At 40.1% G+C, this 26,819-nt stretch carries 22 protein-coding genes; 11 read left to right on the forward strand and 11 right to left on the reverse strand.

What is annotated here, in order from left to right; genetic code table 11:
- Positions 1–286: 286 nt before the first annotated feature.
- The 5 genes from dinB to ACTB0Y_RS10860 all read left to right on the forward strand — a co-directional run bounded on the left by dinB (position 287) and on the right by ACTB0Y_RS10860 (position 8,349).
- Complete coding sequence (gene dinB, locus ACTB0Y_RS10840; RefSeq protein ID WP_463206874.1) at positions 287–1,354, forward strand: DNA polymerase IV; 1,068 nt, start codon at positions 287–289, stop codon at positions 1,352–1,354.
- 114 nt (positions 1,355–1,468) lie between these two features.
- Positions 1,469–1,981: a hypothetical protein gene (locus ACTB0Y_RS10845; RefSeq protein WP_463206840.1), complete on the forward strand. Its 513-nt coding sequence runs from the start codon at positions 1,469–1,471 to the stop codon at positions 1,979–1,981.
- Positions 1,982–2,109: 128 nt separating this feature from the next.
- Entirely contained in the window at positions 2,110–3,891 is a 1,782-nt protein-coding gene (locus tag ACTB0Y_RS10850; RefSeq protein ID WP_463206841.1) for a serine hydrolase, read from the forward strand.
- Positions 3,892–4,092: 201 nt separating this feature from the next.
- Positions 4,093–5,040, forward strand: coding sequence for a fibrobacter succinogenes major paralogous domain-containing protein (locus ACTB0Y_RS10855; protein ID WP_463206842.1), 948 nt, complete (start codon positions 4,093–4,095; stop codon positions 5,038–5,040).
- Positions 5,041–5,451: 411 nt separating this feature from the next.
- Positions 5,452–8,349 carry a CHAT domain-containing protein gene (locus ACTB0Y_RS10860; protein WP_463206843.1) on the forward strand — a complete coding sequence of 966 codons (2,898 nt, stop codon included), beginning with the start codon at positions 5,452–5,454 and terminating at the stop codon, positions 8,347–8,349.
- A 293-nt stretch (positions 8,350–8,642) separates the two neighbouring features.
- On the opposite strand, the gene ACTB0Y_RS10865 is transcribed toward ACTB0Y_RS10860, so the two are convergent.
- From ACTB0Y_RS10865 to ACTB0Y_RS10880, 4 genes are all read right to left on the reverse strand, one after another.
- Positions 8,643–10,559, reverse strand: a complete 1,917-nt coding sequence (locus tag ACTB0Y_RS10865; protein WP_463206844.1) for a hypothetical protein — start codon at positions 10,557–10,559, stop codon at positions 8,643–8,645.
- A 236-nt stretch (positions 10,560–10,795) separates the two neighbouring features.
- On the reverse strand, positions 10,796–11,539 hold the full coding sequence (locus tag ACTB0Y_RS10870; RefSeq protein ID WP_463206845.1) for a PKD domain-containing protein: 744 nt from the start codon (positions 11,537–11,539) through the stop codon (positions 10,796–10,798).
- A gap of 188 nt (positions 11,540–11,727) precedes the next feature.
- A complete protein-coding gene (locus ACTB0Y_RS10875) occupies positions 11,728–12,543 on the reverse strand; it encodes a hypothetical protein (RefSeq protein ID WP_463206846.1) in 816 nt (271 codons plus the stop codon).
- A 33-nt stretch (positions 12,544–12,576) separates the two neighbouring features.
- Positions 12,577–13,308, reverse strand: coding sequence for a hypothetical protein (locus ACTB0Y_RS10880; RefSeq protein WP_463206847.1), 732 nt, complete (start codon positions 13,306–13,308; stop codon positions 12,577–12,579).
- A 358-nt stretch (positions 13,309–13,666) separates the two neighbouring features.
- Between ACTB0Y_RS10880 and ACTB0Y_RS10885 the strand changes: the two genes are divergently transcribed.
- Genes ACTB0Y_RS10885 through ACTB0Y_RS10900 form a run of 4 tightly spaced genes read left to right on the forward strand, consistent with a single transcriptional unit; the run spans position 13,667 to position 15,694 of the window.
- Positions 13,667–13,948, forward strand: a complete 282-nt coding sequence (locus ACTB0Y_RS10885) for a DUF2089 family protein (protein ID WP_463206848.1) — start codon at positions 13,667–13,669, stop codon at positions 13,946–13,948.
- Positions 13,945–14,541, forward strand: a complete 597-nt coding sequence (locus ACTB0Y_RS10890) for a YIP1 family protein (protein ID WP_463206849.1) — start codon at positions 13,945–13,947, stop codon at positions 14,539–14,541. The genes ACTB0Y_RS10885 and ACTB0Y_RS10890 overlap by 4 nt, the downstream gene beginning before the upstream one ends.
- A gap of 2 nt (positions 14,542–14,543) precedes the next feature.
- Positions 14,544–15,497 (forward strand): alpha/beta hydrolase, encoded by a 954-nt coding sequence (locus tag ACTB0Y_RS10895; protein ID WP_463206850.1) that lies wholly within the window; start codon positions 14,544–14,546, stop codon positions 15,495–15,497.
- Positions 15,494–15,694 (forward strand): hypothetical protein, encoded by a 201-nt coding sequence (locus ACTB0Y_RS10900; RefSeq protein WP_463206851.1) that lies wholly within the window; start codon positions 15,494–15,496, stop codon positions 15,692–15,694. Before ACTB0Y_RS10895 ends, ACTB0Y_RS10900 begins: the two co-directional genes overlap by 4 nt.
- Positions 15,695–15,787: 93 nt before the next feature.
- On the opposite strand, the gene ACTB0Y_RS10905 is transcribed toward ACTB0Y_RS10900, so the two are convergent.
- From ACTB0Y_RS10905 to ACTB0Y_RS10935, 7 genes are all read right to left on the reverse strand, one after another.
- Positions 15,788–16,369 (reverse strand): AAA family ATPase, encoded by a 582-nt coding sequence (locus tag ACTB0Y_RS10905; protein ID WP_463206852.1) that lies wholly within the window; start codon positions 16,367–16,369, stop codon positions 15,788–15,790.
- Positions 16,359–17,000: a nicotinamide riboside transporter PnuC gene (gene pnuC, locus ACTB0Y_RS10910; RefSeq protein WP_463206853.1), complete on the reverse strand. Its 642-nt coding sequence runs from the start codon at positions 16,998–17,000 to the stop codon at positions 16,359–16,361. The genes ACTB0Y_RS10905 and pnuC overlap by 11 nt, the downstream gene beginning before the upstream one ends.
- Before the next feature lie 42 nt (positions 17,001–17,042).
- Positions 17,043–18,644 (reverse strand): S41 family peptidase, encoded by a 1,602-nt coding sequence (locus ACTB0Y_RS10915; RefSeq protein WP_463206854.1) that lies wholly within the window; start codon positions 18,642–18,644, stop codon positions 17,043–17,045.
- Between the two features lie 413 nt (positions 18,645–19,057).
- Positions 19,058–20,077 (reverse strand): ABC transporter ATP-binding protein, encoded by a 1,020-nt coding sequence (locus ACTB0Y_RS10920; protein WP_463206855.1) that lies wholly within the window; start codon positions 20,075–20,077, stop codon positions 19,058–19,060.
- Positions 20,077–21,099: an iron chelate uptake ABC transporter family permease subunit gene (locus ACTB0Y_RS10925; RefSeq protein ID WP_463206856.1), complete on the reverse strand. Its 1,023-nt coding sequence runs from the start codon at positions 21,097–21,099 to the stop codon at positions 20,077–20,079. The genes ACTB0Y_RS10920 and ACTB0Y_RS10925 overlap by 1 nt, the downstream gene beginning before the upstream one ends.
- 2 nt (positions 21,100–21,101) lie before the next feature.
- On the reverse strand, positions 21,102–22,223 hold the full coding sequence (locus ACTB0Y_RS10930; protein WP_463206857.1) for an ABC transporter substrate-binding protein: 1,122 nt from the start codon (positions 22,221–22,223) through the stop codon (positions 21,102–21,104).
- Between the two features lie 102 nt (positions 22,224–22,325).
- Entirely contained in the window at positions 22,326–22,568 is a 243-nt protein-coding gene (locus ACTB0Y_RS10935; protein WP_463206858.1) for a hypothetical protein, read from the reverse strand.
- A gap of 309 nt (positions 22,569–22,877) precedes the next feature.
- On the opposite strand from ACTB0Y_RS10935, the gene ACTB0Y_RS10940 reads away from it, so the two are divergent.
- Both ACTB0Y_RS10940 and ACTB0Y_RS10945 read left to right on the forward strand, forming a co-directional pair.
- Entirely contained in the window at positions 22,878–23,342 is a 465-nt protein-coding gene (locus tag ACTB0Y_RS10940) for a DUF4168 domain-containing protein (RefSeq protein ID WP_463206859.1), read from the forward strand.
- Between the two features lie 264 nt (positions 23,343–23,606).
- Positions 23,607–26,819 (forward strand): S41 family peptidase, encoded by a 3,213-nt coding sequence (locus ACTB0Y_RS10945; protein ID WP_463206860.1) that lies wholly within the window; start codon positions 23,607–23,609, stop codon positions 26,817–26,819.

Below are 26,819 nucleotides of genomic sequence, written 5' to 3' on the forward strand. Positions count from 1 at the left end.
TATTCAGCTGATTAAGAATATGGTCGAAAAATGTGCTCTTTATAATTGCTTGGTTATGTGTGTTTAAGAAATCCAATATTTTTTCTACTTTCCTGATTTTTAGACCAAAATTTTCAAGTTGGGTTAATAGAATATGTCCTGGCTTTGGAATATCTCTCTGAAGAAACCTGTTCTTCGCTATCACGAATTTGCAATGCGTAACTTGTTGTTTATAATACAGTTTATTTACATCTTTTTGTAATTTGGCATCTGTTTCTTGATAATAAAACCTTATCCCTAACTTTGCATAGCAATGCGAAAGATTATTCACGTGGATATGGATTCCTTCTTTGCTTCGATAGAGCAAAGAGATTTTCCAAAGTACCGGGGCAAGCCGCTGGTGGTGGGCGGGAATTCTCCGCGTGCCGTGGTGGCTGCTGCCAGCTACGAAGCGCGCAAATATGGTATACATTCGGCCATGCCCATGGCTCGTGCTAAGCAACAGTGTCCGCATTTAATCATTACACCTCACCGTTTTAACGTGTATCAGGAGGTTTCGACCCGCATTCAGCATATTTTTCATGAATATACCGACCTGGTGGAACCTTTATCGCTCGATGAGGCTTATTTAGATGTTACAGAACCTAAAAAAGGATCACCTTCGGCATCTTTGATTGCCAAAGAGATTAAAAAGGAGATATGGAAGCGTGAAAACCTGATTGCCTCGGCCGGGGTGTCGTACAATAAATTTCTGGCCAAGATTGCATCCGATATGGATAAGCCGGATGGTTTTTACCTGATCAAACCCGAGGATGCTGAGCAGTTTTTGGAAGAACTGGATATTGGGTTGTTTTTTGGTGTAGGCAAAAAAACAGAAGAGAAAATGCACCGCCTGAGTATTTACAAAGGAAAAGACCTGAAACGATTTTCTCAACAAGCGTTGATCGGTCATTTTGGTAAGGTTGGGCGGTACTATTACGATGTGGTCAGGGGCATTGATGAGCGGCCGGTAGTTACATCGCGCGACCGGAAATCCATAGGAGCAGAGCGCACCTATCAGACCGATATTTATAACATACACGAAGTAAAAGAAAAGCTTTCAGACGTAATTGAAATTATGTGGGAGCGGAGCGAGGCCAAAGATAAGCTCGGCAAAACCGTTACATTGAAAGTGCGTTATTCCGATTTTATTACCATTACCAAAAGTCATACCCAGGGTCAACCTTATACCAAAACAGAAGCCGCAAAAACATTGATGGAATTGCTGCCCACTGAAGAAATTCAGACAAAAGGTGTGCGCTTACTGGGCGCCACTATGACCAATTTCTACTTAGAAGACGACAAATTGCCAAAACAGCTGAAAATAGATTTTTAAAGGTCAATTTTTTTAATTTTGATACTTAATTTTTAAAATGTTCGTTTGGCATATTTTGACAACCGTTCTATTTAATGAATTTACTTATACCCAATTATCCATAACCTGAAAACAATGAAAAAGTTACTGCTATCCCTGCTTTTGTTGGCGATTCTGCAATCCGGTTATTCGCAAGTAGTTTATCAACGAAAAGCAGAATCCGGGTTTCTGTTTTATCAATATGAAACCATACAGGTTGACCCGGGCCCGGACTGGAAGGGATATCCACTAAATAATGAAGAAAACGGAGTTGATGTAAACCTGGTGTATGGAATAAGTATTAAAAACCAATTTGTACCCGCCCTGGGTGTGGGTTATTCAAATTTTGAAGGAATAAATGGCGTTTCAATATTTGCCGATTTCGATTATTTGCCCTTCCAAACAAGACTAACACCATTGATTAATTTAAAACTCGGATATAATCATATCTGGAATCAATATGAGAATGGGAACGGCAGTGCTCTTGGAGAGTTGAACGCCGGGGTTTGCTGGCGCATTGATAACCAAACGGGTATCAGCCTACGCGCCGGATTATTGTTAATGCAACAAGCCCTGTTTATACCGGTTCGGGTTAGATTTAGGTTTTAAGTTTTTTTAAATAATTACAATTTAGGACATTCGTCAAATGTAGCTGTTGGTTTTAAGTAATAGTTTGTATATCATTGATCAAGGTAGAGAAATAAGATTTAAAATTTATGCCATAAAAACTGAACAATATGACCTTTAAGAAATCTATATTTGCGATATTCGTATGGTTTATCATGTTTTTCTGCATAGAACCAAAAGCGGCTAGTAGCCAACAGAATCAATCATCAGAAAATGCAATGATTCAAAATATTAAAGCTCTCGTAAAAAAAGAGATGGCCAAAAACAAAGCCGTCGGGCTTTCTGTGGCAATTGTTGACTCGAAAGGTGCTATGCTTTCCGAAGGATTTGGAAAAGCAGATAAAGCAAATGCTATCCCCGCAGATAGCACTACACTATTCCCCATTGCATCTATCACCAAGACTTTTACAGGGGTTGCCGTTATGCAATTGGTAGAGCAAGGCTTGGTCGACCTTGATAAACCTGTTTCATACTATATCCCGGCACTTTCACTACCCAATGGAGCGGAAGATACTATTACCGTGAGAATGCTGTTAACGCATCACTCCGGTCTTCATGGGGATGTGCTCTACAACTGGTATTTGCCTGAAGTATCCAGTGATCCGCTGATTTATGAGCAGATTGTGGATCTGATTAACCAGGTGGGTACCGTCTTTACGCCCGGTAAAATGCATTCCTATTGCAATGCAGGATATTCCTTACTGGGTGTTCTAATTCATGAGGTAAGCGGTATGGGTTATGTTGAATACATTCGTACTCAAATTTTCGAACCTCTTGGCATGAATCAAAGCATTGTGTTTGCCGGCGAACAAACAAACCAGTTAATTGCCAAAGGCTATGACGGTAAGAGGGTCACTAACATGCCAATGAAGATGGGCATTCCTGCAGGAGGCATTGCCCTGTCGGCTGTCGATGCTGCAAAATACCTCTCTGGGCTAATCGAATCATACCACCAGGGCAATGACTTGCTCAGGTCCCAAACCATGAAGCACATGATGAGACAGCAAAATGGTCACAATCCTTTGGATAAAGGTTTTGCTATGGGATTGACCTGGTTTTTACAACACCCGATTAACCGTGTAACAAAATATGCTGCCCACCGCGGTGAATTGCCCCCTTATCATGCTATGATGGTTGTGTTACCCGAGCAAAAGCTGGGTGTTTTGATCGGTGTGAACACCAACAAAGCCGCAACCCTGCCCGATGAGTTGGCACACAAAATAATCATTAATTTGTATGAACATTACACAGGACAGCAGATGCCTGCAATTAAGCAGAAAAAGCAAGTTTCACTTAGTAAGGCACATCTGAAGCAATACGAAGGTGTTTATCCGAATGTATATTTTGGTCCGATGCAGGTTAAGCTCAAAGGAAACAGACTTAAAGTTATATCTCCTGCAATGCCCACCCCGTTGGTTTTAATTCCGCATGCCGATACCACATTTTCGGTAAAAGCGAGTTTGTTAGGAATCAAATTTTCAGTGAAGCAGCTTGATGCATTAAAGGTCGATTTCAGGGCTCATGAGGGGGAGCAATATATGTGCTTCAATATTCAGAATCGTATGCTGAATCCCAACCTAAAGATCGAACATTTTGAAATACCCAGGGTATATGCAGAGTATGATGGTAAGTATAAGGTTGTCAATATGGATAATTCAGGCAGAGTAGTAAACAAGGTTGAAATCAATATTAAAGGCAACGGAAAATTTAGCACTTTTAAGTACACATTCTTAGGCAGGCACAAGTTTAATATGGTTATTGAACCCATTGACAAGCGAAACGCCCGATTCGCTGGTGTGGGTTATTTCATGGGAGATAAAATCCGATGGGATCAGCAAGGAGCGAAAGTTTTTATGTATTGGTCAGGGCTGAAGCTGGAAAAAATTAATTAGTCTGCCTGTTTCTTTTTATCAAGGTCTTAAAAGGTGAATCACGAGCCGACTACTTGTCTTTATACGTGTTTTGCTTTCTTCTTTCAGAAAATAATTATAAAAGTTTTTCAAAAAGTTATGTCTGCGCAACTAACCATTAAAGCAAGGCCGGAAAGCCGGCCTGGAAAATTTAATTTTTTAATTGGAAAAAACAGATTAACTATGAAAAATGTAATGAAATTTATGGCTGCTTTGGCAGTACTTTCGATGGTTTTTGTGAGTTGCGATGATGATGAAGATGAAATGGCAGCACCAGAATTGGGCGATGCACAGGCTAAGTATGTGCGTGAAGCCTCCGTTTTTATGGAAGCTGAACTGGTAAGTGAAGGTGACGAATATGTTTCCGAAAAAGGTGTTGTATGGGGAACCGCCTCTGAGCCAACAATTGATGACAATGTGGTAGAAACAGAAGATTCTGAAGATCTTTACACTGTAGAAATCGAGGGGCTTACAGCGGGGACAACCTATTATGCCCGTGCTTATGCATTGAGCGATATCGGTACATCATACGGAACAGAAGTTAGTTTTACTACTACTTCACCGGTTACAGATATTGATGAAAATATGTATGCTACCATTAAAATCGGTGATCAGGTTTGGATGGGAGAAAACCTTCGTACTACTACTTACAGCGATGGTACTGCAATTCCAAATGTAACAGACCCTGATGTTTGGTCAGACCTTACAACGCCTGCATATGCATGGAGGGAAAATGATGCTTCTTACATAGAAAAAGGAGCTTATTACAACTATTATACCGTAGAAACAGGTAACCTTTGCCCTGATGGATGGCATGTACCTAATGAAGCAGAGTGGCAAACAATGCTTGATTTTGTTGGTGAGGAGCCCGGACGTAAACTTAAATCTTATGGAGAACAGATGTATACCGATTACAACGAAACCGGATTTTCTGCAAATATGGAAGGTTACAGAGCCAGCGGTAATGGTGTGTTTGCCCGTTTTGGTGAATGGACGTGGTTTTGGATTGGCGAACAGGCTTCCTCAGAAATTTATGTAAACGCCAAAAAATTCGAGGATGATAGCCATTTTGTTCAGGATGACGATAATAGTGTTCAAATGGGATTCTCTGTGCGTTGTATGCAAGATTAACACTTAACTTTTATATAAAAAAGAGGCGAAACAATGGTACCAGATTGTTTCGCCTTTTTTTCTTCAAATTTCGGAAAGTACTGGTTTTTTAATAAAACCTTTAAAGTTTTATGCGTATTTTTACCTGTTTTCAGATAAAATATACACAAGCTGATAATTGTTTAAGCATAGATTAATTCTTTATTAATTGGTAGAATTTTTGTGTGTAAGTTGAAGTTATTGAGATTAATAGACTGTGTTTTTACCTGTTTTTTGTTAAGTTATAAGTGCTGGCTTATGACTTTTTTCTTTTGTCATAAGATGTTTTTAGATCCATAATTATGATTATTTTCAACTCCCAAATTCATGGATGTTTTTGAACATACCACTAATGATTTTTGAAATAAACCAAACTGAAAGAAAGATTTTATTATGTTGAACCGTTTTCCTGGAAAAGCTTTGCTTAGAGGCCTGTCGTTTTTCGTTTTTTTCTTGTCTTTTACATCAATTTATGCACAATACAGACCTTTTTATATGGAAGAAAGAAGGTTGGAAAAATACCCTGCCTATGAAAAATTCAGGCAGGCTATACGGCTTTATAATAACGAGAGCGATTTTGAAAAAGTGATTAAAATGCTTGATAGTGCTGCCAATGCAAGTTTGCAGGCGGGGCAAAACGAACAATATCTGTTTTTTAGGAATGAGATGGCCAATTTACATAAACACCAGAGTCATTTTTTAAAAGCCTACGAAGTTTTAGAAAAGAGTATGGATACTTTTCGGTCGAATACTGATACTGTGCACATAGAATATTTTGTATCGCAGCGATTGTTGGGTACCACATTGAATAGTATCAGGGATTTGCCGGGAAAATCAGATTTTAAAGGCCGTGCTCAACTTGAGTTGTTTCAGTCGATGTTTAATTTACTCGAAGCTCTGAATGAGGGAGGTGAGCCCATGCGCAATACGCTGGTCGATTATGGATTGCAACTTTTCAGGCAGGGGAAGCAACAAAAAGCCATTGAAACGCTTTACAAAGCCAGAACTCTGGCACTGGAAGCCAATGACCTTTCCAGCCTTGCTGTGGCCGATTATAGCGTTATATCCAAAATGCAGTCTTCTTTTGATTTATTGAACACGCAAAACGAGGTACTAAAGAACGATATTGAATTATTCGAAGCCAAACAGGCCTCTATTCCCGTACTCCTGTACAATACATATTTTTTAAATAAAGTGAGTCAAAATTATTATGAGCATTTTAATAATTTGGACCAGGCTGTTGAGTACGCGCGGCGCGCAGCCAAATTGTTAGATACCCTGAAATATCCTGCTCATAATATTAAGGCGGCTACCCACGGCAACCTGGCAAAGTATTATTCCGAAATGGGTGATACCATGAAGATGTGGTCTCACGTAAAAAAGGCCCGCCAACTTGTTGCTACACAACCTATGTCGGCCTATAACCGTGCTTTTGGGTATGTGCTTATTAGCGAAGCTGTGCAACCCTATGCGCTGGATACGGCCATGGCTTACCTGCAAACGCTGGACACTTTGCCCGGCAAACAGTTTTTTGAGCATAAAATTACGGAAATAAAAGCTTATGCGCATTTGGAACAAGGACAAATGGCCGATGCCAGAGAATTGATACTATCTGTTTTCGAGGAATTTGAAGATGTTAACGGTCATAAGGTTCCGCGCATCTCTGAATCGAAGGAGCTTGTTGACCAGTATTATTTCATGAATATTTTGCAGGATGTTTATATGGCAACGGAAAAACAGGAACAGGCAAAATACAATGATGTTATTGTGAATCTGATTGATCAGCAAAATACCATCTTTAAGAAAATTATGACTGAAGATATTTACGGTTTTGAGGTTACCGAATTGGCTTCATTATACAATAATTTTCTGAAAGAAGCACTGCCTTACATGTTCCAATTAAAGGATAAAAAATATTTAACCGGGACCATGAATCTGGCGCTTACTTCCAAAGCTATACACATGAATGCTTTGATGGCAAAGAATAAGTATCAGGCTATGCTTGAAAACGATACTACCTTATTTTCGCGTATTTTGAACAGTTCCAGACAGGTGCAGGATTCACGTAACAAGATCGCATCAGCCAATACCAAAGATGAAAACAAACTTCATGAGCTGCAGATGGAGCTGAATAGTAACCTGATAGATAATCTGATGCTACGATACGAAATCGATGAAGATTATAGAAATCAGGAAATGGAGGCTTTTCAGCAAAAAATTGAAGTTGTATCTATCACCGATGTGCAAAGCCAGTTGCTTGAAGACGAAGCACTGATTGAATATTACATTTTGGATGATTTCTGGGCACAACTGCTCGTTTTGCCCGATACTGTGATGCGTTTCTACCACAAAGGAGAAGCACTTTATGATAAAATTGAAGCCGAGCGTTATGCTGTGCTTACCGGACGCAAAACAACCGGCATCGGTGAAACCTTGTTTAAAGATTTGATGCCACACCTCGACAAAATTAAGAAGTTGGTGATTGTGCCCGACGCTAACTTAAATTATATCCCTTTTGAGTCGTTTGAAGTCAATGGCAGAATGGTGATAGAAGATTATGCTGTGTCTTATTCATATTCAACTGCCTTGTGGCACAACTTGCGTAAGGAAAATAAATTTTCCCAACCCAAAAGTTTGCTGGCTATAGCACCACTTTTTGATGAGTACAATAACAAAAATGATAACCTGATGGTATCCAGTTATCGTGGCGAAGGTGGAGTAGAAGCCTTACCACACACACTCGAGGAAGTCAGAGGCATCAAGGGAAAGGTGACTGGTGGCCTTATTAATGCGAAACAACTCATCGGCAAAAAAGCAACTTCTGACATTGTGAAAGAAACCTTACCTGATTACGATATTCTGCATTTTGCTACACACGGCATCGTTAATGCCAACTATCCTGAGCGTTCAGGTTTATTTTTGTATCGTGATAGCACATCGGAAACAAACAATAGCAACATAGAGCTTTTAACCTTGGGTGAATTGTTTAATATGCAGTTAAATGCCGATTTGATGGTACTCAGCGCCTGTAACACCGGCCGTGGCGACTACCTGGAAGGTGAGGGCGTAATGGCGCTGCCACGGGGAGGAATTCTTGCCGGAGTACCACGTGTAATAGCATCGCTTTGGAAGGTTCATGATGAACGCACCAAAGATATTATGCTTTCATTTTACAATTATTTGTTGGAAGGTCACACCTATAGAGAAGCTCTTCGCCTGGCAAAGTTAGATGCTATACAATCGGGCTTTTTGGTTAAAAACTGGGCCGGCTTTGTTTTAATTGGTGCCTGAATTATTAATTACTGGATTGTGAAATAGTACAATTGTTGAATTGTATTATTGGTGAGCAACTAAAAGTGTTTATTCCATTTATATGTGTAAACATTTTTCAACTGCGCAGGTGATTAAATACCTGAATTATCGAAGCTACAATTTGTTTTATCTAAGGTTGATGTAATTGGTTATTACCTGGAGAATGTCTTTTCCAAACCAGCTTCCTGTTTCTGTGTTTTCTGTTGCGTTACAAAAGAAAAAGGGAAGAGCACTCATGCTCCTCCCTAAAACAAACTAACTCATCATGAAAATTAGTACATGAGTTCTCTTTCAACGGCTACGCTTCCGATTTTTTTGGTAGTCCAGCAACCATTGTCATTTTTTGCTTTTACTTCTGTTTGTGATTCCACGTTAACTGTGTTGTTATCTGTATCATTAGATATAAGAGTTACATCTAATGGTTTATCCATGAATTTTTTCATAGCAGCAGACATGAACCCGCCAAATCCAAGCTCTCTGTCACGTTTTATGGTTGTTATTTCTTTGTCTATGCTCTCCAGTTCTGAATAATCTTTAAATACTGCCTTGGTTTCCGTATTTTCAGCCATCAAAGCTTCATCTTTATTAACCTCAACAAGGCCAATATTCAGATAAACCCATTTGTCCTGAATCGCCGAGTTCATAATTTTAACATTACCATTGTAATCATACATGATTGAGGTAGAGGCTTTGGAGCGTGCTTTGGGTTTGGCTTTCATTTTACCAAGGTTGATTGATTGTGGTAATCCAATGAATGATTTTTTACCTGTACGAAGTATGAAATCATATTTTGTAGGAGGAAGCATTATTCCGCTCAAATTTTGTTTTGCAGTGAGCGATTCGTCAGGTGTAACTACTGTTACTTTAAATGATTTTGACCTTTGAATGAATGCAAACGGATTCTTTTTGATTTCGTAATTGGCAACAACTTCACCATTTTGTTTGATGGTACCTTTTATATTACTTGGTTTTTCTTCAAAACCATAGGTTACAATTTCTGCAGGTGCTTCAAGGTTCAGTGCGTTCGATAAATGAATGTTTACAGCTGCTTCACGTACTGCGCGTGCCAGTTTCATCATGTTTTTAGGCTCGGTTACCATTTTTACAAACTTCTGATCAAAAGCTTTAAGCCCATTATAGTAGGCATTCATGTCAGCCTTGAGGTTATGAAAAATATCTTGCGTAACATGCACAATACCGGATCTTTTACGACCAATGACCTCGCCTTTACCATTCTTTACAGGTTTCCAGTCAATTGCGGTAGCATCCATACCTTTCTCCGCATAATTATTTGCTTTGCTCACATTGCCTAATAAATAGTTGGCTGCAGCAAGATTGTAATACAGTGCGAATACACTATTATCGTTTACAACGGCGTCTTTTCCGGGTTGGTATTTTTTGAGTAAATCTTCCCAAATGGCTATACATTCATTTACACCTTTCTCGAATTCTGCTTCACCTTGTTTAGTTCTGAATTTTTTAGCCAGCTCAATAAATTTCTCCTGTGCCTCGCTTTGTTTATCATCATCAGCGCCCTTCAGCTTCCTGATAGTATAAACCTGAATAGGTACAAATTTATGTTCTAACGCATATTTACGTTCTATTTTATCTGTGGCCCAGCCCTGAGCGATTCTTAAACGGTCTTTATAAAGGTCTTCTCTGGACTGAAGTGGCCCTGCTGTAGAACTTCCTTCTCCGGCTACCCAGAAAGGTCCTTTTTCTTCGATTAATTTTTTACCGGGCATGCTGTAAAGTTTGTATTCAACTTTTACTTCGCTTTCGGCTCCGTCGTAAAATTTAATTGGCTCAGCAGGTGTTTTGAGCATTTTTTTATCATAAAAAAATACTTCGAGTAATAAATCTCCACTTGCAGGGAAAATATTGGGTATTAATTCATACGTGCGTTCAGGTGATTCTTTATCAGCAACCATTCCTGTGTTATCTTCGAGCGAAACGCCAAATTTGGCTGCTGCTGCTGATGCTTTTTTTGCTACGTCTGCTACTTTTTCTCCTGCTCGCGCTTTCTGAGTGGTTTTAACGGTTAATGTTCTGAATTGGTTTTCAGCCGTAGGAAGTTGTACAAAACGAATACCGACATCTTCCGATTTAAATGGTGCTCTTAATTGTGCGGTAGCCGGAATTGTGAAGGCTACTGCTAAAAGTAATAGTAAATAGTTTTTAATTTTCATAATATAAAATTTTAAAGTTGAATTTGTTTGTAGTCTATTGGTTGCCGGCTGTCTTTAGTTTTGAAATAAAAATTTTGCTTTTTTGACAAAGTATTGGAATTGGAGCGGGTAGATGTGTGGCTAAATTATTGGGGGGCTTGTGTTAAAGAAAACACTCCGATACTTATTAAAGTCAATCGGAGCGTTTTTATTTTGCGTTCTGTTTTTTCAGAACTGATCTTTTAGACTTAAATGGTTTATTCCAACCAGTCAATATCGAGGTAATACGGAGCTTCACTATTTTCTCCAGGGTAGTATTCCATGTAAGGGCCTGCACTGTTTGCAGGAATTACATCGCTTGTGTGCACGGTTACACTGTAAATTACGCGATCTGAGTCAGGGTTTACGGTGTTGCTGCCATCCCATTCCATCAATTCAAAGGTAATTGAACCTGAGGTAAGCGGGAGTTCGTAATCTCCAACAGTAACAGAGATACTGGCATCATCGCTGGTAATTTCGTCCCATGATTGATATTCGCTCTGTCCGGTATAATCGAAGATGTTGCCCTGGCTGTCTCTTACGTTGAGATAGGCCGACATGGGTAATGTTTCTCCTGACCAGGCTTCGTCATACAAACGGAATTCGCCGGCTGCCCATTTGGTGATGTTGCCGTAAAGTTCTACAAACCGGCTTGATGTGTATGTATTGCCATCGCCGTCAGTAACTTCAAGCTCTACTGTGTAGAATCCTGATTCAGTGTAGGTGTGTACGGGATTTTCTTCTGAAGAAGTTTCTCCATCGTCAAAGTCCCATGAAAAGGATTCTAATGAACTGCCATTGGCATCACTGGTGTTGTAAAACGATACATCAACCGGTACTTTAAAATGGTTGTTTTCGACTTCAAAATCTACTTCGGGTTCATTGTTTTCATCTTTTGAACATGAGCTTAATGCTATGCCCATACCGATTAAAATTGATGTAAACAGATAAAATTTCTTCATGCTTCTCAATGTTTAGGTTTAAAAGTTTGTGCTTTTAGCCTTATGAGTTGCATTATTGTCTGTTTTTTGAAAAGCTTAGGTGTGAATTTTTTTATGGAATCTTAATGTTTAGTGCATGCCGGGGAGAATTAATATTTTGGTTGCAGTATTCTGCAGCATGAGCCAAAAGGGCACTTAAAAGGGCGGAGCTATTTTACTATTATTTTTCCGACAAATAACAGGTCGAAATCTTCACCAATGAGCTTCCAGTAATATAAGCCTGGATTAAGTTTGGGGAGTTCGTAATGGTTTTCTGTGGTTATTTTTCGTCTCACTTCCTCGCCCTCATTATTAAAGAGTTCTACGTAGAGTGTTTTGCGTTCCGGGTTTTTCCATTTCAGCACAGTGCCTTTCTGGTATTGTAGTTCGGGTTGAGTGATGATTGTAATTGCCTCGCCCCGATATCCGCCTTGCATGTTTTTATACATTCTTTCGAGTTTGGGGTTGGGTTCATAGTAGGCAAGAAGTTTGTTGTCAGGTGCTTTTTTTACCTTTTTCTTTGTTGTAGGTGTTTCTGTGTTTGCTATAGCCTTGTCCTCATTTTCTTCCACCTTTTGAGCCTCTTTTGTCCCGGACGTGCTGTCTGTTAATACTTGTTCATTGGATTTTGCCAGCTTCTGGTTTTTGTTTATTTGCTGTATCTCATTACTGTCATTCCAGGGAATGTTCAATACCAGTGCAAAAGCTATGACTGCTGCAGCGGCGGCTATTCCAAAAATAACTTTTGTGTCGGTGCCTCTCAATGTTTTGGGCACTTGCGGTGTATCCTGATTTCTAAATGGAATACTGATATCTTCTGAGTCTGAAGATATCTCTGCTACATTGATTACTTCTTCGGCGCATTGATCACATTCGCGCAAGTGGTTACGCCAATCTTCCGGAAGCTGCACGTAAGAGCTGCTGTTAATAGCCTCTGCGCATCTTGCAATTTGTTCCGGAGTTAAATGTTGTGTTTTGTATTGCATGATCAATGTAATCTTTTAAGGTTAAATAAGATGTTACGCTGAGCCATATTGCATTTCAAGCATCAATCCAATTGTCTCTTTATTGTGAAAACTCTTGTTTCTGCCATTCAATCTACAAAGTAATATGTCTATTTGTTTGTTCATCCACATTCTTACAGCATCACCACCCACTTCTTTTCCTTCTACCAGTAATACCAACTGTGCCAGCTTGTCGTTAACCTCTGCCTTGGACAATTTGCTGCGTTGTTCAATTAGCTTTTTTGCTTTTGCCGTTTTTTTGCCGGCATAATTACTAATTTCATCGTCTCCCAACGGAATGTCATAATAATATTTTAAAAATAATAAAACTTTTGCACTTGTCCCATTAAATAACATTAGCGTGGCTCTGAAGCGTTTGAGCTCCTCTTTTACCAGTGTGTGCCTTGCTGCATCGAAACTTACAGTAGCATCTTCTTGTAATCTTTCGTCTTCATTTTCGTTAATTGAATACCAATGCTTTTGCTCCTGTCGAATTACTTCTGCACACATTCGATTTATTACAGCTATGTAATAAGTCGTGATTTTTGCTTTACCCTGAAATGCGCTATCTATTTTGTCTTGTTTTATGAGGAATTTTTCCATTATTGATGTTTCCACATCAGATTGTTCTCTTCTTGGAATTACCCCTCTCGCAATATAGCGCGCAACTACTTTTGTAACTAACACATTCAACGTGTTAAAAAACTCGTCCGTTACTGTTGTATTTAATTGGTTGCTGTATTGCATCTGTTTTGAAAAATTTATTCACAAAAATAATAAAATGTTGCAGCCGTAAAGTCTCCGAACGTTGTTAATCGTAAGGTTTATCATAATTATTTTAGAACAAAAATGATGCGAATATATGTATATGTGAATTTCATTTTTATGCAAATATCAACTTTTTGTTCATGCTGGCTAATGAATTGTATTTTAGTCTAATTATTCGCTCATTGAGTTGTTTGATTATATGCTCCAATTTCCCTGGTGAATAATAAAGCTTTAATGTTATTTTTTAAATAAAATTAAACTATTGTTTAATAAAGTTAAAAATTATATTTGTTTTATTAAATATTATTTATAATATTGTATTTATAAATGAGAGGTTATGGGTAAAAAACTCCCGGTATTATGCCCGAGTTGCGAATCGGAATTAAAAGTACAAAGTCTGCACTGCGATGCTTGTGAGACAAACATTAATGGATTGTATAATTTGCCTTTACTTCTTAAATTAGAGCAAAAGCAGCAGGAGTTTATAATAGAATTTGTACAGAGTAGCGGCAGTTTAAAGATTATGGCTCAAAAATTAAAGTTGAGTTATCCTACTGTGCGGAATATGCTCGATGAGTTAATTGAGAAAATTGATAATTTACAAAATGAGATGTCATGATAAACAAGAGCTTCAATCCATTCAGGTACATTGCAGGTGGTAATGCTTTGCTTATTGGTATTGTTGTTATTGCGGTTACTTCAATATTAGGATTCTACAGTCACACCCACTTCCCTGATGTTATATCCGTAAAAATGAGTCCTGATTTCCCGTTCTGGTATTTTATTATTCAAAGTTTGCTAAACTGGATTGTGGTTTCGGTCATAATGTACCTAATTTCCATAATTTTTTCGAGCTCCAGGGTTAGACTGGTCGATGTATTTGGTACTCAGGCACTGGCCAGGTTCCCGTATTTGTTGTCGGCATTGGTGGGATTCTCAGATTCTGTAAACCGTTTCGGCGAGTTTATTTTATATCAGCTAACCAACCAGGGGAACCCGGTAGATATAAGTTCAACATCCATGATAGTAGCTATTACGCTAATTATATTTGTATTGTTGCTAACAGTTTGGCTTATTGTGTTAATGTACAACGCCTTTAAAGTTTCAGCCAATTTGAAGGAACCCAAATCCATATTCCTCTTTATCGGTGGTCTGATAGCTGCAATTATAATATCTGCATATTTGAATATTCAATTAATTAAATTGATATAAAAATGAGAAAAGCCATAATTATAACCTTAGTCGTGTTGATTTCTTCTTTTGTAATGGCTCAAAAGCCACTATTTAAAGTTGATACGCTCTCCATTGAACTTTCAGACCTGTCTTTACATGCAGTATTGACAAAACCCTCCAATATTGATAATCCGCCAGTTGCATTGATTATAGCTGGTTCAGGGCCAACAGACCTCAACGGGAACCAGCCAATGATGCAAAATAACAGTTTGAAATACCTGTCCGATGCTCTTGTTGAAAACCAAATAGCCACTTTGAGATTTGATAAAAGAGGGATTGGTAAGAGTGTTTATCCCGCATTCAGCGAAGCTGACTTAACTATTGATCGGTATGCCAAAGATGTTAGGTCAATTATTGAATACCTAAAGGAAAAGCAATTTGCTAACATTTATGTGATTGGACACAGTGAGGGTTCATTAATTGGACTTATAGCACTGCAAGACATTAGTGTTGAGGGTTTTGTTTCAGTTGCCGGTGCAGGTAATTCTGCCGATGTTATTTTAAAAAAGCAATTAAAACCAAAATTATCAGCTGAATATTTTGAGTCTGTAGAAATTATTCTTGATAGTTTAAAAAACGGACATGTGGTAAAGAATGTTCCTCCCCAACTCAACGCGCTTTTTAGGGCTTCTGTACAACCATATTTAATCAGTTGGTTTAAGTATAACCCGGCAGAATTAATAAAAAAAATTAATGCACCTGTTTTGGTGGTGCAGGGAACCAAAGATATTCAGGTTGATGATGAGGAAGCTCAATTACTGGCCGGGGCTTGTAATAACTGCAGCCTTGCTGAAATTGAAAACATGAACCATATCTTAAAAACTATTGAGGGTGGCATGCAGGAAAATATTCAGTCTTACTCAAAGCCTTCTCTTGAAATAAATAAGGTGCTTGTTGATACAATAACCGCTTTTATTAAAAACTATTCCAAATGAAAAACAAGATAGACCGTGAAATAAACAACCCGGATAATTACAAATTTGGTATTTTTTATTACAACCCTAAAGATAAAAGAGTTGTTGTGCAGAAGCTGGATCGCTACCGGGGCTGGACACTAAATTTCGGGAATATTTACACTTATTTCTTGATTATTGCTATTGTGGGAGTTTTTGTGTTAGTGAGTCTGTTGTGAGGTTAAATGTTTGAATCCCCATGATTCAACAAAAAAAAACTAACTCCCAATTTAAATGGTGTAAAAAAACTTACTGACCAATTCAGACGCTGGTTATTTAAACAACTCATTCAGTCTTTGATCTGTTTTTACAGTATTTATGGCATCGGGTAAATCTGTAAGGGTTGTCACGGCTTTTACGGCGTTTACCAGCCGTTCGGAGCCTGTTCCCTTGATAACCTGATAGGGTTTATGAAGTTTTTCTATTTCATCCTGGTACCGGAGGTAAAGCACTTCGCGCATTTTGCCGCCATTTTCACGAACAGGGTCTGGAATCCAGGGCAAATCGGGGTAGCAAAGCAAGAAAGCATCAAAATCCATTTGCTGCAGCCACTTATTCATGTTTTCAGGGACCTTACCGAATGCTACCTCGAACCAAATTTTAGTAATAACCATTTCTGTGTCGAAAAATACAGGGTAAGAGGCATCTTTCCGTGTCGCATAGGCTTCTACGAGCCATTGGGCAATGTGCTCAACGTCGGTGTAGTTGTATGGCCGGTCAAGTTTTTCAATGTATTGGCGGGCATATTCCGGAATCCATTCACCATGGTAATATTCGGCCAGTTTTTTGGCCAAAATGGTTTTTCCGGTTGATTCCGGACCTACTATTGCTATGCGTGTGCCTTTATGCTTCATGCTTCAGATGATGTCTTTGTAGTTTAAACCCGGTTAAAATTTGCTTCACGGGTCGTTTTTTATAATCACGCCGCCATTCTATGTAGCCTACAACGGCCATTGTTGTATAAACAAAAAACAGTGCTGAAGTGGCATAAAGCGATTTTTCAATATATAAAATCAGCGATACCAAATCTATGATAACCCAGAATATCCAGTGTTCTTTAATTTTTCGGGCAAGCATCCATGTGGCCACCAAACTGCCGGCAGTAGTAAACCCATCGCCAATAGGTACATCCGAGTCTGTCTGATACATCAGAAATGCACTCATCCCGATCCATAATAAAATCCATGCACCCAGTAACCAACTCATGAGCATTCTTCCGCTGCTTGAGACAGGTAGTTCTTTTGTTATTTTACCACCTTTTTTCCAGTGTAACCATCCATAAATACTAATCACTACATAATAAACCTGCAGCGACATGTCGGCATAGAATTTACTGTTCAGAAATACATAAATGTACAATGCACTGGTCACTAAACCGAACATCCATAGCCATATGTTTTGCCGTATCGATAGTACAAGGTAAATAACACCAAGGACTGCTGCGGTTAATTCTACCCAATTTTTGGAAAGCCATTCCAGAATCATCTCTTGCTCTTTTTTTACACCTTAGCGGGTGTATTTCGTTCGCTACTGGTTTTTCTTGAGTATTTTATTGTATTTCTCATCATTGGAGATAATCTCCACGGCTTTTATATAAATTGGGTCTAATGGATTAATTAATTCAAAATATTCATGATATCCATACAATGTGCGGGCCACCAGCGCTCTTAATTGTTGTCTTATGGCTGGTTCTGAGCGTTCCATTTCTTCCCCGGTAGGTTCTGTGTTTTTTTCTTTGCCGTAAGCTATAAGGCCGTCGAATAGTTCTTCTGGCATTTTGTATTTGGCTTTGAATGCCTCAAAGTCCGGGTATTTTTTCAGTAACTTTTTACGGTCGCGGTTAATTTCTGTCAGTACATATTGATTAAAAATACCTTTTCGCATAAGATCGCGATAATAATCGCTGTAATGTGATGTATCAATAGATACGAATATATCGGGCATGATACCACCACCTCCAAATACCGTACGTTGTTTTCTGAGGGTTTTGTATTGAAGTGAATCCGGGAAATCAATACTGTCTTTGTGCATAAATTCGCCACCTTCGTACCGTTTTAATAAGTCACGGTGATAATCTTTTACACCATTGTCGTAGGGTTTTTGTATTACCCGTCCGGTGGGCGTATGGTACCGGGCTATGGTGAGCCTCATGGCAGATCCGTCGGGCAGCCCGAAGGGTTTTTGTACGAGCCCTTTTCCAAATGAGCGGCGGCCTACAATAATACCGCGATCCCAGTCTTGTACAGCACCACTTACAATTTCACTGGCTGAAGCTGATCCTTCATCGATCATAATGACCACTTTGCCTTCTTTAAATTCTCCACTGCTGGTTGCGCTGTAGTCTTCTCGGTCCACGTTAAGCCCTTCAGTGTATACAATCAGATCATCATCCTTAAGGAACTCATCTGCCAGGTCAATGGCTGTTTTTAGGTAACCTCCACCATTCCTCGTTAAATCAAGTACGATGTTTTTTATTTTATTTTTCCCCAGCTCGTTTAAGTATTCCCGATACTCATCCATGGTGGTGGCTGAGAAACGGTTGAGTTTTATATAAACAGTTTCGTCATCAATCTTATAGGCTGCATCCAATGAGTTGATCGGTATTTTACCACGGGTAATGGTAAAGTCGAGCGGGTTTTTAACGCCCCTGCGTTTGATCGTTACCTCTACTTTTGTGCCACGTTTGCCGCGCAAAAGATCGAAAACATCAGAGTTTGATAGGCCTGTTCCTGCAATGGTTTCTCCATCAACTTCGATGATCTGATCGCCGGCCATGAGCCCTACCTTTTCTGAAGGGCCTCCCGTTATGGTGGCTACTACCAGTAACGTGTCGCGTAATATATTAAACTGGATGCCGATACCATCGAAACTGCCTTCAAGTGGTTCGTTCATCTTTTTCAGATCCTCTTTTGAAATATAAATCGAGTGTGGGTCAAGATCTTCTAACATTTTTATGATGGCAGTTTCGGCCAGGTTGCTTCGGTTTACCGAGTCCACGTAGTATTTATCAATGATGTTGAATGAACGGGCAAATTTGTATATTTCATCGTCAAAAAGCTGTGCTTTTACAGGGTTTAACGACGATAGTAAAAATACTAATGCTATTATTACAGAAATTTTTATTCTCATAGCGAGCTTTTTTTTGTTATAAAGTGGGGCATGTCTAATGCGTCACAACAAAATTAATATTATCTGTTGAAACCTGGCAGGAAAGCAGACACAAATTGTGCCGAGGTTGATGAATTTTGGTTACAAGTTTTAGGTCAGCGGTTTCAGGTTCCTAATTTCGATTGTGCTTTTTTGGAACAGATTGATTTAGGCTAAAACCTGGGCAATGACATTTCGACGAGCTTACTTCGACAAACTCAGCACAGGCAATCCAGCGCATATTCGATAAGACTGAAACCCTCACGAACTGAGCATTGGCAGGACTCCTTCAGAACCTGTTCCGGGCACCAGGAAGCGCAAGTGAGGTGCAAGATGGCAAGCGAACCATTTTTTTAAAGCTTTGGTCCGGTTGAACCTTAAAAATTAATTCGCTCTTATTGGGCCAGACCCAAACTATACAAAAACCTGATAAGCTCTTCTAAGGCCTGGAAACGTTGTGTTTTCTGTTCATAAGCAACAATCCAGTTTATTTCTCCATTGTGCTCTTCAATGGTTACCTCAGGAAGGTCTTTTTGATGTGCTACTTTAATGTGCAATCTATCCAAAGCACGTTGGGTCCATTTATACAGGGCACCCTCACCCTGGAGGTTGACTGCAAAATTGTGTTGGCGTTGTATCCTGAATTCATTTTCGTCAGGATCGAAAAATACCTCGCTGTGTCGGAACAGCTCGTTGATGGTGTTTTTGAGTACCAGCTCTTCGGGTAATCCCTGTATGATTTTTTTATGATCGATAAACCACAGCAAATCTGCTGTGCCCAGCACTATTTGTAGGTCGTGTGAGGAAAACATAATGATTTTTTGCCTTTCGTGTGCCAGCCTGCCCAGCAAATGCAGCACCTCGAATTTATTGCGCACATCGAGAAATGCCGTAGGTTCATCAAGCAGAATAATGTCCGTATCCTGCGCGAGACTTCGGGCAATGAGCACACGTTGCTTTTCACCGTCGGATATTTCACCCACAAAAGCATCACGTAGGTGAAATATGCCGGTATCGTGCATGGCTTTGCGTATTTGTTCACGGTCATATTCATGCAACCGCCCTACAATGTTGGTGTATGGATAGCGGCCATAGCTTACAACCTGATGTACGCGCATCATGGCGTGCATATCGTAATGCGTTCCAACAAAACTGAGTTTGCGTGCCAGCTCAGGACGGCTATATTGCAGCAAAGGTTTGCCCTGAATTTCAATATCACCCTGCAGCGGTGGTTGCAAACCTGCAAGGGTTTTCAATAAAGTACTTTTTCCGGTTCCATTGGCTCCCACAAGCGCAATAAGGCTTCCGCGCGGAGCTTCGAGCCCGATGTTGGGAATTATTGTGCGCTGATGGCGTCCGGTATTGTAGCCCACCGACAAGTTGTTGAGTTTGATATGTATTTCGCTTCCTACCATCAGAATACCTGGCTTAAATGTCGGTTACGGAATATAATCCAGACTACTATTGGTATGCCCAAAAGCGCCGTAATGCTATTGATGGGTAATATGCGGTCGGAACCGGGTAGGTGCGCTACTATGTCGCTCATGAGCATTATGGCTGCTCCGGCCAGCAAAGTGCCGGGAATGAGGATAAAATGGTTGGTGGTTTTAAATACCAGCCTCACTACATGAGGTACGGCAATACCTATAAAACCAATTGGGCCGCAAAATGCTGTAACTGCTCCTGCCAGCAAACTTGTGGCAAGGAATATGAATAAACGGAAGATAAAAATATTAACGCCCGTGGTTTGCGCATAGTGTTCTCCGAGCAGCATGATGTTAAGTCCTTTGCCATTGAGTAAGGCTATAAGCACTCCGGCAGCGGTGGCGAGCCATAAAATCTGTAACTGATTGCCTGTTACACTCCCCAGGTTCCCCATGGTCCAAATCACGTATGATTTGAGCGCTCCTTCAGGGGAGAAGTACTGGAGTATGCTTACCAATGCTGAAACTGAACTGCTAAAAAGTATGCCCAGGATCAGAATGGTCATGATGTCTTTTACACGGGTAGAAACCAATAGCAGTAGTAATAAAAGTAGTCCACTACCAAATAAGGCGGCTGATACCACTGTCCAGTTCGATAAAACAGCGAAGCGGCTAAACCAGCCGAAAGTCTGAAATCCGATAATGACCAGCGCCACACCCAGACTTGCACCACTGCTAATACCCAGTACGAAAGGACCGGCCAGTGGATTGCGGAATACCGTTTGCATGATTAATCCGCTTACAGACAGGGCCATTCCGGCTGCTACGGCCGTCAATGCTCTCGGGAACCGGAAACTATAAAGAATGGTGTGTAAAAACTCATTCTGATTATTATCTTTTAAGAGATCTATAAAATCGCTTATTGGAATAATGACCGAGCCCAATAGCAGGTCTGCTATAAAAAGGGAGAGGGCAATAACCAATAAGATGGCGATTTTATGGAGTTGACGCATAATTAATTGAGTTTGCGATAATAATAAAACGGTTCAGCGGTCGCCTTGTTCGGGTGGAATATTTGAATCAGATCTTTAAGAATCAAATGCGGGTTAACCACACCTGACTCCATATAATCCGATCCTCCGGCTGGCAGGCTGCGGCGGTTATTATTATAGATTTTTCCTTTTTCAAAAGCCTTAAAAAGTGTTAGCCGTTCATCTTTACCCTCAATGTCATCCAGTGAGCGAGCCGAACCCGGGTGTATCCAGTAATCTGCCTGTCCTGCCCGTTCATAAACAATTTCACTGTCGTACTGGTAGTTGATAGAACCCGTATCATTGAAAAATATGTATTTTCCGCCGGCATCATTAATAAGCTTAGCTGTATACGTTTTTCCGCCGGGAGTATGCCAGGTATCGCTCCATGGTAAACCGGTGAATACCGTTGGTTGTTTTTTAAGTGTGTCGGTCAATTTGGTTAGTTGCTCGTAGGCGCTTGAAATCGAGTCAAAATAGTTGTTGGCCCTTTCCGTTTTATTGAAGATGGCACCAAATACTCTGATCCACTCTGCTTTGCCCAACGGGTGTTGTTCCATGTATTCGCCTATAATTACGGGAACAATTCCTGCACGAAGCAGCCTTTTGCGCAAAGGCTCTATCTCATTACTGATTCCGTAAAGTAATACAATTTCTACCTTAAGTTGTAATAACTTTTCAATATTAAGGTTGGTGTCAAAGCCAACCTCTTTAATGCCTTTGGCGCTGTCAATACGATGAAATTCAGAACTGTAAACATATTGCTTATCCGATACCGCCGCAATGCTTTCCAACTCGTCAATTACCTCAAGGAATGCAATATGCGTGGTAGAAATGGCTGCTACTCTTTGTGGGGCTTTCAGTATTACCTGTACATTTTTATCCAATTTGAGGTCGCTATTTTCAGTAATGGCATATCTGTATTGTATATTCTGCGCATCTATCCAGGGATTATTAATCTGTAAAAGTGTGTAGCCATCTTTTTGTGTCAGTGAAAAATGCCTGGCATACTCATTAGTATTTGGTGTAACCGGTGTTTCTTGTGCCTGTCTCCCGCACGATGCGAATAAAAAAAATAGATTAATGATTATCAGAATAATGCGCATGGTCAATTTGTTTGTCAATATTTATGGTGTTTTCAGCACACTTTACAAATGTTGAGATGTGATTATTAATCGGGGAGAAGGACAGCTTTTATTGCCTGTAATTCACCGAATTATTTTTTTATTATCTGGTTCAGTTGTTGTTGACTTGCTTATTGCTAATTCTTGTTTCAGCAGGTTATTTTGTTTTTCCAGTTTTTGGGCATAAACCATGGCAAAAATACCTGGTATAACCAATCCGGCAATAAAAATATATGATCCTGCCGTGTATTCCATAATTTTTAAAGTTGCTCCGCCTAAAACCATCAAGGACCCAAACATATAAATGTAGTTTAACGTCTTTCTCATAGTGGCAAATTGAGTTTAATGTGTTGTTTTTTCGATGATTGTTTTAAAAATACAAAACTAAGAATTTTTAAATAGTGCATCGGGGTTTGACCTCATTTTTTAGCGTGGAAGCGACACTAATAAAATAATTTGCCTATCGTTTGGTCTTCTATATTTTTAATTGTTTTTTTCGAACTTAAAAATAAATCTAACTTTTGTGCGTATCTCACTCAACAAGTTGGTTTTATTCATAAAATGGAGTTACAAAATATGATGTAACTTTTCGAGGTAGCGTTTTCAATTATAAAAATTAAAAATAGAGAGGTATTTATGACGATTTTAAAGAAATTGACAATTTTATTGGTACTGGCGATGGCTACTATAGGTTTAACAGCCCAGAATGCAGCGGACGCTAAAAAACCAAACGATGAAGAACTGAAAACTTTTGTAATTATTGTACAACAACTACAGTCTATCGATCAGCAAGCACAACAGGATATGGTAAAAGCCATACAGTCGGAAGAGCTTGATGTGAAGCGTTTTGTAGCTATTCAGCGTGCTGAAGCCGATGCAAAGCAAGATGCCCAGGCTGGCGAAAAAGAAATGCAAAAATACAATGCGGCCAATAAGAAGGTTGCTAAAATCAGGACTGATGCTCAAAATAAAATCCAAAAACATATCGAGTCATCAGATTTAACCTTTGAACGTTACCAAAGTATTTCAAAACAAGTGCAAAACGACCCAAATTTGACTCAAAAGGTGAAGCAAATGATGCAAGCATCAATGGGACAATAAGCATTGCTTTTGTTACTAATATTTTCATACAGGGAGACTGGTTTTGAGTATAACCAGTCTCCTTTTTTTATGGTCGGCTGTCATATGTATTGTTTTATCCAATGCTAAGAAACCATGTATCACCGCGATGATTTGTGCAGTAGAAGTTTGGTCATTTGTAAAAAAAAAGACTAACATTGTAACGTTGACGCATTTTGAGCGTCCTATACTTATACTGTTAACAAAAATAACCTAATCATGCTCAAAAAATCCTTTTTATTTTGTGTGATACTGTCAGGACTATTCCTGCAAATGGTATCAGGGCAAATCAATGCCCGGATGTTTCGTTTTCCGGATGTTTCTCAGAACCAAATTGTATTTACCTACGGCGGCGATTTGTGGGTAGTCGATAAAGATGGTGGCACAGCCAATCGACTAAGTTCGCCTGCTGGTACCGAGAATATGGCCCGGTTTTCTCCCGATGGTAAGCAAATAGCTTTTACGGGTAATTATGGTGGAAACCGCGACGTGTATGTTATTCCTGCTGCCGGAGGTATCCCTGAACGGGTTACATGGCATGGCGGAAGTGAACTTATGTTGGATTGGCACCCGTCAGGAAATAAACTGCTTTTTTCATCAGGCCGTAAAAGCGGGCGTCAACGCTATCGTCAGCTTTATACCGTAGCTTTGGACGGCGGACTGCCCGAAAAAGTGGCTATCAGCTATGGTGATCTGGCTTCCTTTTCACCGGATGGAAAAAAAATTGCTTTTAATTTTAACAGCCGGATTTATCGTACCTGGAAGCGTTACCGCGGTGGCATGGCTCCTGACATTCATGTTTTTGATACTGAGGCACAAGAGTCATGGAACATAACCAACAGCGATGCCAACGAAGAGTTTCCCATGTGGGTGGACGAAAGTATTTATTACTTATCTGACCGGGGAGAAGCCAGGCGTTTTAATATCTGGGTTTACAATACTTCAGACAAGCAGCACCGGCAATTGACAAAGTTTAAAAATTTTGATGTGCATTTTCCTTCAGCCGGACCATCTGATATTGTATTTGAGGCTGGTGGCAAGCTGTATTTGATGAATTTATCAACCCAGCAATATGAAGAAGTTGAAGTGAATGTGGTCACCGACCAAACTACACTTTTACCCAAACAGGAAAATCCCAAAAAACAAATTCAGTGGGCCCATGTATCTCCTGCAGGAAAACGTATTGTTGCCGAGGCCAGGGGAGAAATATTCAGTATCCCGGCTGAGAAAGGAGTAACACGCAATTTGACACAAACCAGCGGAGTGGCAGAGCGCTATCCTGTATGGTCGCCCGATGGCAAAAATGTTGCATGGTGGAGCGACAAGTCAGATGAATATCAGCTCTGTATGCATAATCTTGAAACAGGTAAAACAAATTCATTAACCGATTTTAAAAAAGGTTATCGTTACCCCGTTTATTGGTCGCCCGACAGTAAAAAATTGGCCTATGTCAATCAATTGATGGAACTTTTTATATATGATGTAGATGAAAATGAAACAAAAAAGATTGATACCGGTAATGGAACCAACCATCATGGTTTGTTGAATTTTAGTTTCGATTGGTCAGCAGATAGTAAATGGCTTACCTGGTCGCGTGCTGTTAATCAAAACAACAGCGTGATTTTTATTTATGATGTAAAAGGCGACGAAAAACATCAGGTTACAAGTGATTTTTACACCAATTACCATCCGGCATTCGATCCGGAAGGAAAATATTTGTATTGCCTAACCAACCGCGAGATGAGCCCTGTATACAGCGACTTCGACGGTACTTTTGTCTATCCCAATTCAACTAAGGTAGCTGCTATTCCATTGACATGGAAAATTGAATCGCCACTCAAGGCCAAAAACGATGAGGTGTCTATCGAAGAAGAGGAAGATGGGGAGGAAGCCAATGACAAAAAGAAGAAAAAGGATAAGGCGGATACAAAATCAGTGGAGATTGATTTTGAAGGCTTTGAGCGTAGAATGGTACTGCTGCCTGTCGATGCCGGGCGTTATAGTGATTTGGCCGCAGTGAAAGGGAAAATTGTGTTTATGCACTATCCCAACGCCGGATCAGATGACAAAAAGAGTGCTGTGCAGTTTTATGACGTCGAAGAGCGGGAAGTTAAAACCATTGTGGAAGGTGTGCAGTCGTTTGATCTAACGGCCAATCAGAAGAAAATGATGGTGATGGCTGGCCAAAAGATTGCTGTGTTGGATATTGCTCCGGAACAGAAGATGGATGAACCGGCTGATTTGAGTAATATGAAAATGACGGTTGATCCCCGGGCAGAATGGCGCCAAATGTTCTGGGATGCCTGGCGGCTCGAACGCGACTTCTTTTACGATACCAATATGCATGGCGTTGATTGGAAGGCCATTGGCAATCGCTATGCAAAGCTTATTGATCAAGCTGTGACACGCTCAGATGTAAATTACGTTTTGGGCGAGTTGATTGGAGAAATGAATGCCTCCCATGCTTATGTGGGTGGAGGCGACAGAGAGCATAGCGAGCATAAACGCATAGGATATCTTGGTGTTGACTGGACACTGGATAACGGCGCTTATAAAATTGAGCGTATAATCCGGGGAGCACCCTGGGATGCTGAAGTTCGTTCACCTTTGGATGAACCCGGTATAGATGTAAAAGAAGGTGAATTTATTTTGGCCGTTAACGGAGTAGCTCTTGATACAGATAAGCAACCTTATGCTGCATTTGAAGATTTGGCGGGTGAAACAGTAGAACTTACCGTGAATGATAAGCCTACAACTGAAGGGGCACGCAAGGTGGTTGTTAAAACACTTAAATCAGAGTCACGTTTGCGTCATCTGGCCTGGATAGAGCAAAACCGCAAACAAGTGGATGAAGCAACAAATGGACGTGCGGGCTATATCTATGTTCGCTCAACCGGAATTGATGGCCAAAACGAGTTGGTACGCCAGTTCGCAGCACAATACCATAAAGATGCACTTGTGATTGATGAGCGTTTTAACAGTGGAGGCCAAATTCCCGACCGCTTTATTGAATTACTCGATCGCGAACCATTGGCCTATTGGGCTGTTCGTGGAAAGAAAGACTGGCAGTGGCCACGAGTTGCGAATTTTGGTCCTAAAGTAATGCTCATAAATGGCTGGAGTGGCTCCGGTGGCGATGCATTCCCGGATTATTTCCGAAAAGCCGGTTTGGGTAAACTTGTGGGAACACGTACCTGGGGTGGCCTTATTGGCATTTCCGGCGCTCCCGGCCTTATTGATGGCGGCGTGGTTACAGTACCAACTTTCCGCATGTACAACCCTGATGGTACATGGTTTAAAGAAGGCCATGGTGTAGACCCGGATGTGAAAGTTCCTGAAAACCCTGCTGAACTGGCCAAAGGCAAAGATGCTCAACTCGAAAAAGCCATTGATGTTATTTTGGAGGAGCTTAAGCAATACGAACCTGTAAAAGGACACGAACCCTACGAAACCAGATAG

It is taken from the genome of Salinivirga sp. (genome assembly GCF_055145285.1).